Genomic DNA, 9727 nt, shown 5'->3' with positions numbered 1-9727 from the left:
ATTATAGGTTGGGGAAAATCCATATGTCAAGTGTTTTTAAGGGATTTTCTCTTATTATATGTATGTTCATTTCATCTTAATGGAATTTTCACAGACTGCAAGTGGTTTTTCCAGGAGGAAAGTGGTATACTACTACAGAATCTTCAGGGCAAAAATACAGCTTTTCATTAATACAATGCTATAATCAATGAAATACTGAAACCCATCACAAAACGGGCAGGAATTTTTTCGGTTACTGATTCTCAAATGAACAATAACCTTCTCGCCCGGATTTATCACTGAAAGGTATCTTATTATGAAAAATATGAAAAAACGATCCCTGCGTCGGATCTTTGCAGGCATTCTCGGCATAGGGATCCTGCTCACAGGCGCTGCTCCCTGTGCTGCGGCTGCCTATGGATACGATGAATATGGTGATCCTATCGTCACTGCCACACCGGTTCCTGATGGTCAGGACGCAGCAGTCACGCCTGCTCACTCCAGCTATTATTCACAGGCTGCCGACACCGATTCCATTGACGGGTGGCCCAAAGGTCCCGGCATCGAAGCACAGGCTGCAGTCCTTATGGACGTAAATACAGAAGCCGTTCTTTATTCCAAAAACGGGGATACACAGCTTTATCCTGCCAGTATTACAAAAATCATGACAACGCTTCTGGCCTGCGAAAATCTGAACGTCAAGACAAAAATTACTGTTTCCGAGAATGCATCCACCAGTGTATCTGCCGGTGACTCCAGCATTTACGCTGCTCCAGGTGAGGTATTTACCAGAGATCAGGCGCTGATGGCAGTTATGCTCCAGTCCGCAAATGAGATGTCTGTGGCTGTTGCAGAAGAAGTTTCCGGCTCTGTAAAAAAATTCACCGAACTTATGAACTGGCGTGCCAAACTGTTTGGCTGCAAGAATACGCACTTTAACAATCCAAACGGTCTTCCGGATGAAACCCATTACACCACAGCTTCCGATATGGCCAAAATTGCAAAATCCGCCTGGCTGAATCCGCTTTTCCGCCGATACTGCACCAGAAGGTATTATGAAATCCCGGCCACCAATAAATTTGCGGAAGCAAGGCAGCTTCTCAATCACCATAAGATGATGAAAAACGGTGAATATTATTATGAGGGAGTCCTCGGTGGAAAAACTGGCTACACCGATGCATCCGGAAATACTCTGGTCACCTACTGCAAACGTGGAAACATGACACTGGTAGCCGTAATTCTGAATTCTACTTCCGCAGCAAATGCATACAGTGATACCGCTTCACTTTTTAATTATGGTTTTGAAAATTTTGAAAAAATGAATATGAAAGTTTCCATGGAACCAGTCCCGTTTAAGGTACTCCCATGTGATAAATATATTCTTAAGAATAACGGAAACACCTATCCGTTTTATTACCAGACAAATGTTTATGTGACTGTACCAAAAGGTACAAAAAGATCACAGCTTACCAAACGCCAGGCCGTTCTCCAGAATGCTGCCGGCCCGCTGCGTCTGAAAAGCAAATATTATTACCAGAAACAGATGGTTGGATGGGGAATGCAATACGAACGAAATGTCGTATCAGACCTTCTCCTCCAGACCTCTTCTTAAAAGTTTCTTACGGCGGAGAGATTCGTGCCTTTCACGGATTTCATCCGCCGCTTCTGTATCTTCTGCTCTCAGGGTTTTTACCCCGAAATATTTTCCCTCATCGGTTTTTCGAATTCTGATCTTCCCTGCAACGGGTCCATGCTCGTGACAGAGGGCAAGGCTGTAATATACCTTGGAATTGTTGGTGCTGAACCAGCGGATTTTCCGCTTGGCGGGGCATCTGCAGATGGGACACACCGTGCTTACCATGGTACGGTCCTTCATCAGGCGCTCCTTTGATACAAATTCCCTGGATACAAACTTGTCATGATCTGTGTAGGAAATATAAATTTCTTTCTCTTTTGACTTTGGGTTCTGATATACATCCAGGGATGGATGGCGGATCATGCAGGCCTCGTCAATTTCCAGAAGGATTCTTGCCGTATAGCTGGCATCTGCCAGAGCCCGGTGAAAATCCCGGTTCTTCGGAAGTTTCAGATAATCAATGGCATATTCCAGAGAACGTCTGGCAATCCCGTCTTCGAATTTTATGCTGAAAAGCTTCTGCACATCGTAATAGTGTACCGGCCCCGGGATCAGCTTCAGAAGATTATAATATTTCATATTCCGCTGAAGCTCCATCACATCCTGATTTCCCCAGGTAAAAAAGCGATACTCTTCCCCACACCATTCCAGAAATCTGCGGATCGCCCTTGGAAAAGGGATGCCTTTTTCCAGTTCATGATAATCCACGTGGATCACTTCGTGGATACTGTCGTGGATCCAGTGGTACACTTTGGGCTTGATCAGGCACTGAAAAGTATCAACGATCTCTCTTTTTTCGTTTAATTTTACTGCCCCGATCTCTATGATCTCAAACGGGAGCCTGCTGTCCGGATGTTTTCTCCCGTCCGGATTCTGGTTCCATTCCAGGTCAAATACAATATAGTTCATGGGTTTTCTGTCCTCTTATCTGACTGCTCAGCTGCTTCATAAATGCAGCTGTTTCCGGATCGTTGTCCGGCTATTTCATATTTTTGCATTCGGACACAGAATAAATCGCTTCAAACAGCTCCTGCTGGAAGCTTTCTGTATCTGCATCTGTCAGAATCATATCTTTCATTTCGTCTTCTTCGTGTAGCCACCAGCGGAAATCGCATAATGTGGCACCCCGTCCGGCACCGTCTGAACAATCCACATCCAGGAATACTTTTTCTGTTTTAAAGAACTCCGGATGGATGAGATATATAAACGGTACAGCAGCATGGATACTTGCCACGCAGCGATATTTGGAAAAATTTTCAAGTACGTAGCCAGCCATATCTCCACAGGCTCTGGCTGCCGGATCACCGGACTGGCACAGCTTCATGATCTGGTTTCTGGTGAGATTACATTTCAGGGTAGCATCCAGTCCACACATGATCAGTGGGATTCCGGAATCGAATACGATCTTTGCCGCCTCCGGATCTGCGTAGATGTTGAATTCCGCTGCCGGTGTGATGTTTCCGCCTTTTGCTGCGCCGCCTGTAAATACAATTTTTCTGATCTTATTCTTTATTTCAGGAAAAACCTTCAACAGAAGTGCAAGATTAGTCATTGGTGCAGTTTCGATCATTACTACCTGCTCGCCCTCCGGAATGGCATTCAGAATGTCACGTATAAAAAGCACTGCATTATCAGAAGCAGCCTCTGATTTTGCTTCCGGCAGTACGCAATGGCCAAGCCCTGTCTCTCCGTGGAATTCTTCCGCATAAATTGCCGCTTTCACAAGAGGACGGTCCTGGCCTCCTGCCACCGGAACCTTCAGTCCGTAAAAATCCACCAGCTCCAATGCATTTTGGGTCACTCTTTCTATCCTGGTACTTCCTGCAGATGTCGTCACTGCAAGCAGCTCCAGTTCATCCTGATGTGCTGCCGCATATGCCAGTGCGATCCCGTCATCGATTCCAGGATCACAGTCCATGATAACCTTGATCTTATCTCCCATATATTCACCTCTGTAAAAACTCTTTCCCCAATTTTATAGTATTGCCGAATTTCCGCTGTTTACCTGTTCCAAGTATAACAGAGTGAGGAAAGAGTGTAAAGTTAATCAGAATTCGTTACTGTTCACTCCGTTCTCAGCAACACGCTTCGCGATGCACAGAATTTATGCTGATCGCATAAATTCGCGCGGTATGTCTCGGATTTTCTGTGACCTTCGCTCACACAAAACACCTCGCGGAATATTACCAGTAAACAATAATCAGAATTCACCTCTGTACTTCAGGCCGAAACGTAAAGAACCCCTCTGCCGGGCATTGGCAGAGGGGTGGAAAAAAGGGGGTTATATTCATTTATATAAACAAATGCAATGTGCAATTTGGAGCTTTAATATTTGCAATATCCGTTTGGGTTGTTCCGGATATTGGCTTCAAAATAAATGCTGATCAATCAATAGAAACAAATTTCTTCTCTTCTGCTTCTTTCTTGGTCTCTTCCTTCGGGAAGGTTACATGAAGGATTCCGTTCTCATATTTCGCATGGATATCTTCATGCTTAATGCTCGAGCCTACATAAAAGCTTCTGTTGCAGGTTCCTGTATAACGTTCTCTGCGAACATATTTACCTTTATCATCCTTCTCGTCCTTCTTCTCTTCTCTGGTTGCCTGAATGTTCAGATAACCATTCTTCAGCTGGATCTTCACATCCTCTTTCTTAAATCCCGGAAGATCGATCTCCAGTTCATAATTGCCATCTACATCACGGATATCTGTCTTCATCATATCCTTCACCTGAGGATAAGCATTGGCAGCTGCCTGACGGCCTGTCGGATATCCCATAAAATCATCAAATAAATCTTCTCCGAAAATACTTGGCATTAACATAACTCATTCCTCCTGATCTATATTCGCTGCGTGCTGCGCAGGCGTTTTTAATTTACTGTTTCTGAAAACATCTGCTAATTCTGTAAGAACTTTCTCCGGAAGATTTCTTTTTTCTCTCTTCCTTTGTTCTGTATGTACTATAACACGCATTATTAGCACTGTCAAGAGTTGAGTGCTAATTTCACACTTTCTTCACATTTAACCTTCTATTTTATGGCTGTCAAAAATCTTTTTGGTAAGACTCTTTTTACCCTGCTGACGATTTCCAACCTTGCAAATCTAACCGTTGTTTCCGCTAAATGTCTGGAAGGATTTTTCTTTCCAGTCCTGGCAACGCAGGATTACCGTTGGTCATCCTCTCTGATGTTCTTTGCTGTGGAAATATGTCTTTCTGTTCCTGTTCTTTTATATATGAAAATGGTCATCGTACCGGCTGTAAAAAGCGAATCGTCCGGTTTGGAATGGCGGTATTTATGGCTAATCCCTGCAACCTTCTATTTGATATGGTGCTATCTGCTCTATGGGAATTCTTCCCATTCCAGCTTGGAAATTGCACTTCAACCGAAAAACACTCTCTTTCTTTTTGCCATCAACATAGGAGCATTTTTGATTTACTATGTGGTCGCACGATTGATTCTGGAGCAAAACAAATCTCTGGAATTACGTGATAAGAACCATCAGCTTATAATGCAGGCAATGCAATATAAGAATCTGCAGGAAAAAATCACTGACGCCCGCCGTGCAAAGCATGATGTGCGTCATCATATCGCTCTCATACAAGAATACCTGACGGAAGGAAAACTTGATGCGCTGCATGATTACCTTAATGAGTACAGCAAAAGCCTTCCGGATAACTCTCTTGTCCGTTTTTGTGAAAATACTGCCGCAAACGCTGTATTGCTCTACTTTGCTCAGCAGGCTAAGGATAACTGTATTAATTATTTTGTTAAAGTTAAGATTCCGAATGATATCTTCGTTTCAGATACCGATATTTCTGTTATATTCGGCAATCTGATTGAAAACGCACTGGAATCCTGCAAAAATGAGTCTGGCAATGACCGGAAAATCTTGATTCGTGCCAACCTGACCGGCAGTTCGCTTTGTATTACGGTGGACAATACCTTCTCAGGAACACTCAAATGTACAAATGATGACAAGCTTGTTTCAACGAAGCATAAGGGACTCGGGCTCGGCACACAATCGGTCAAAAACATTGCCGCGCATTACAATGGTGTCTGCCACTTTAAAACAGAGGATGGAATGTTCTATGCATCTGTGATGTGTTGTAATAAAACAGATAACTAACATTCGGTGAATGTGTGTTCTATTCATAATCCATAACAGCAAAGCCTGGAGTTGTTTTACTGGCTCCTTTTACATGTTGTCCATACATTTACTCCTTCAAACTTATAACTTCCTTTCTGGCAAAAAAAAAGACGCAAGCCATATTTTATGACTCACGCCTTACTTCGCTCACAATATTTAATTAGCACTCTCCATTTCTCATCATTTTTTGACCACAAATTTACGACATTTACGACAAATCTGACACTGCTTTACGCTTCATGGAATCTGTCAGGACTGTGAAGAAAAAGAAAATTCTTCTTCACAGATCTGACTGTTTTTCTTCTGGACCAGTACGGTGAATCTGCCGGATGATGCATCTGATCGACACCGGGACGGTAATAAGACATGCCACCGCACCAAATAACATAACCGCAACATCCTGAAAAAGGAACTGGGAATTAAGAATAATTTCCAGGGTATATTGCTGTGTCTGAATGTATGAAAATAACAGAATAGTTCCCCCAAGATAAGCAAACAGCAGTGTATTTACTGTTGTACCTATGATTTCTTTTCCGACCTGATAGCCGGAAGCTGTAAGCTCCTTCGCTATCAGACTGTTTTTATGGGTCCAGACTTCATATACAGAGGAGGTTACGGATAATGCCGTATCGATAACAGCTCCAAGAGTACTGAAAACCGTTACAAATATTCCTACATGAAGCATGTTGATATGAAGATCCGTACTGTAATAATACATAAAATCGTCTTCCGAAATCTGCAGCTCATTTAACCCGTAACTTCCTGATCTCCATGTGATAATATAAATCGGAACAAACAAAAGTAACATTACCAGCAGTGTAGCCAGAAAAGCCGCCCGCGTCTTTGGATTATTTCCGTTCTGATAAAACAGGGAAATATAGCAGACACCTGCTCCTGCCGCCAGTATCAGGAGCAACACAGGAAATCCGGCAGACATCAGCATAATTGAAAAAAACAAAATTACAATATTCCCTGCCAGTGTCATAATTGACATGGCTCCACGTTCACCACCGATCAGGACCATCAACATAATCAAGACCAATGTAAGAAAAATGATCATTTTCTGCCACTCCTTTTCCATGATGGTATTTTCATAATCGCTGAAGCAATAAAAACGGATACCGGTATTGCCAGTACAATTCCAATACTTTCTATCAGAAAACGACAGATATCATATGGAATGTGATATCTCACGATCGTTATAAAGCTTATATCATTATTCATCTTAAGTATGAACATGGGAATCATACCGCTTGCCAGAACAAACAGCAGTACATTTATCATGGTTCCCATAATATCATATCCGATTTCACGACCGGAATGTATCAGTCTTCTCAGAGAAACCGATGGATTTTTCCGCACGATTTCTCCTATTGCTGCGCTGATCGTCACCGTCACATCCATAATTGCACCAAGTCCTGTCAGCATAATATCTGCCCAGAATATATCTGCTGAATTGCCTGTACTTCCAAGGTATTCCAGATTGGAATAATCCAGATCTCCGTACATATAAATAGAAAATTCAAACAATGCCATGATCAGAAACAGAACACACAGTGTTGAAAGGACTGAGGAAAATGTTTTTCTGTGAATTCCATTTAAGCAGATCAATGTAGTCAGTGAAAAAAGAACTGCGATGACATTACAGATATTTAAAATATTTTTCCCCACTGTAAAAGCCTGAAATCCATACGCAAATATGACTGTATTCAGTATCAGTGATATGATCGTGTAAAATCCCTGCTTTCCTGTAATGCAGATCAGAAGAAAAAATAATCCTCCTGCCAGTAAAGCCAGATACCCATCCCTTTTTACAGAACGTATCGTTTTTCCGGGGCTTTCCTTTGAACCGCTTAAAAGAACAGTGTCTCCTTTATGATATTTCTTAGTCTGAACCTGAGAAGATGTATATTCATTAGAGACCGTTATTTTTTCCCCTTTATGCGAACCGTTTAATATCCGTGCTGTAATATTCTGAGTATAGTAATATTCTTTTGAGCCTCTGGTTCCTTCTCTGCTCAGAGTCTGTTTTTCTGTTACGGAACATATTTTTGCCAGCGGTGTATGATAAAATCGGGAATTACAGCAGGTAAACAGAACAAAAATAATATATATGCCGGCTAAAAGATATTTTTTGTGAAATACGCAGGATTTCATTAATTTCATTAACTTCATTCCCCCTGTAGAAATATTGCAATCGTAAACGCACTGACCGGTTGCTTTTTATCGAAGTAATATTGTACGCTTTTTGAAAGTATCGGTCAATATAAGGTATACAAAAAACAGCAGCAGAACCGTTTTCACCGTTCTGCTGCTGCCCCATAATTATTTTAACAAATACCTGACTCCAAAAAAGTCATTATTTACAAAGCTCAGAAAATGCATCCGCAACAAACTGAACCTTGGTTCCGATGATAACCTGTACAGAAGTTTTTCCAGGTTTGATCACGCCTGCAACACCTGCAGATTTGATCACTTTATCATTTACAGCTGTAATATCCTTAACCTCAAGTCTCAGTCTTGTGATGCAGTTATCGATGCTTGTGATGTTCTCTTTTCCGCCACAGCCTTCGAGGATCTTCGCAGCAATAGCAGTATAATCATCATTTGCAAGCTCGATATTCTTCTCTGCCTCAAGATCGTCATCGTCTTCTCTTCCCGGAGTCTTCAGATCAAATTTCTTGATGGCAAAAAGGAATACAACATAGAATACGATGAATGCTGCAATTCCAAGAGGAAGGATGAGCCATGTCTTCTGTGCTGCCGGAAGTGAGGATGAGAAAAGTAAATCCATCGCACCAGCAGAGAAGCTGAAGCCTGCACGGAATCCAAGAGCAACTGTGATCATGGTAAAGATACCGTAAAGTAATGCATAGATTACATAGAGGCCAGGAGCAAGGAACATAAATCCAAACTCGAACGGCTCAGTTACACCACAGATAAATGCACAGATCGCTGCGGAAGCAACAAGACCGATGGCAACTTTTTTCTTTGCAGGTTTCGCACATTTAACCATTGCAAGTGCTGCACCAGGAATACCAAACATCATACATGGGAAGAATCCGGACATGTACATTCCAAGGCTCCAGGATACATCTGCAGAAGTTTCACCTGCCCAGAAGTGCTGAAGATCACCAAGTCCGATGGTGTCAAACCAGAATACATTGTTCAGTGCGTGATGTAATCCGGTAGGGATCAGCAGACGGTTCAGGAATGCATAGATACCTGCACCAACAATATCCATACCTGCAACTGCTTTTCCTAATGCTACAAGTGCACCGAAAAGTAATGGCCATACAAACAGTAATACAGCAGATACGATAATGGAAACTACTCCTGCAATGATCGCTACGCAGCGCTTGCCGCTGAAGAATGACAGCCAGTCAGGAAGCTTGGTGCTCTTGAATTTGTTATAGCATGTAGATCCGATGATACCGGCAAGGATTCCGATAAAAGGATTCGCAATTTTGTCAAATGCAAGAGTTTTTGTTGCATTGTCAGCGATTGATGGCATGATGGTTGTAACAAATCCTGTAGAAAGAAGTGTTGTGAGCATCAGCCAGGATGCAAGTGCAGCGATTCCGCCGGTTCCGTCATTCTTTTCTGACATACCGACACCAACACCGATAGCAAAAAGGATTGCCATGTTGTCGATCAGAGCTCCGCCTGCCTTAACCAGAAACAGACCGATCAGATTGGCTGCGCCGTGAATGTCTCCACCCTGCATAGTTGCCGGACATAACCAGTATCCGATACCCATGAGGATACCACAGATTGGCAGTACTGCCACCGGAAGCATTAATGCTTTTCCCAGTTTTTGAAGAAATTTCATATATTTCCCCTCCCTAGTATAATAATGATGTAGTCAATCAAGACTACTTGGTTAATAAGTTTCTATAAATCAGATAACAGAAGAAGGGGTTCTTCCTTCATCAGATGTTATCCGTAATAATGATCATGTCTG

General features: G+C 42.4%; 8 protein-coding genes. 2 read left to right on the top strand and 6 right to left on the bottom strand.

Annotation, left to right across the window (positions count from 1 at the left end):
- Positions 1 to 295: 295 nt before the first annotated feature.
- Positions 296 to 1591 (top strand): D-alanyl-D-alanine carboxypeptidase family protein, encoded by a 1296-nt coding sequence (locus tag KQI39_RS14390; protein WP_216419154.1) that lies wholly within the window; start codon positions 296 to 298, stop codon positions 1589 to 1591.
- On the opposite strand, the gene KQI39_RS14385 is transcribed toward KQI39_RS14390, so the two are convergent.
- The 3 genes from KQI39_RS14385 to KQI39_RS14375 all read right to left on the bottom strand — a co-directional run bounded on the left by KQI39_RS14385 (position 1562) and on the right by KQI39_RS14375 (position 4437).
- Positions 1562 to 2524: a 3'-5' exonuclease gene (locus tag KQI39_RS14385; protein WP_216419152.1), complete on the bottom strand. Its 963-nt coding sequence runs from the start codon at positions 2522 to 2524 to the stop codon at positions 1562 to 1564. The two genes, KQI39_RS14390 and KQI39_RS14385, sit on opposite strands and share 30 nt — an antisense overlap.
- Before the next feature lie 70 nt (positions 2525 to 2594).
- A complete protein-coding gene (locus KQI39_RS14380; RefSeq protein ID WP_216419150.1) occupies positions 2595 to 3557 on the bottom strand; it encodes a nucleoside hydrolase in 963 nt (320 codons plus the stop codon).
- Positions 3558 to 3999: 442 nt separating this feature from the next.
- Positions 4000 to 4437 carry an Hsp20/alpha crystallin family protein gene (locus tag KQI39_RS14375; protein ID WP_015526401.1) on the bottom strand — a complete coding sequence of 146 codons (438 nt, stop codon included), beginning with the start codon at positions 4435 to 4437 and terminating at the stop codon, positions 4000 to 4002.
- Between the two features lie 168 nt (positions 4438 to 4605).
- Here KQI39_RS14375 and KQI39_RS14370 point away from each other — a divergent pair, with 168 nt between their 5' ends.
- Positions 4606 to 5742, top strand: coding sequence for a sensor histidine kinase (locus tag KQI39_RS14370; RefSeq protein ID WP_216419148.1), 1137 nt, complete (start codon positions 4606 to 4608; stop codon positions 5740 to 5742).
- 301 nt (positions 5743 to 6043) lie between these two features.
- Here the strand turns inward: KQI39_RS14370 and KQI39_RS14365 are convergent, their stop codons facing one another.
- The 3 genes from KQI39_RS14365 to KQI39_RS14355 all read right to left on the bottom strand — a co-directional run bounded on the left by KQI39_RS14365 (position 6044) and on the right by KQI39_RS14355 (position 9595).
- On the bottom strand, positions 6044 to 6823 hold the full coding sequence (locus tag KQI39_RS14365; RefSeq protein WP_216419145.1) for a YibE/F family protein: 780 nt from the start codon (positions 6821 to 6823) through the stop codon (positions 6044 to 6046).
- Positions 6820 to 7929, bottom strand: coding sequence for a YibE/F family protein (locus tag KQI39_RS14360; RefSeq protein WP_330654071.1), 1110 nt, complete (start codon positions 7927 to 7929; stop codon positions 6820 to 6822). The genes KQI39_RS14365 and KQI39_RS14360 overlap by 4 nt, the downstream gene beginning before the upstream one ends.
- Positions 7930 to 8122: 193 nt before the next feature.
- The gene (locus KQI39_RS14355; protein WP_216419143.1) at positions 8123 to 9595 is read right to left on the bottom strand and encodes a PTS transporter subunit EIIC; all 1473 of its coding nucleotides are present in this window, start codon (positions 9593 to 9595) and stop codon (positions 8123 to 8125) included.
- Positions 9596 to 9727 lie beyond the last annotated feature (132 nt).

The organism is Blautia sp. MSJ-36, from assembly GCF_018917985.1.
Taxonomy (GTDB): Bacteria; Bacillota; Clostridia; order Lachnospirales; family Lachnospiraceae; genus Blautia_A.
Note: the sequence above shows the minus strand (reverse complement) of the source record. Positions and strands in the feature narration are given on the sequence as shown.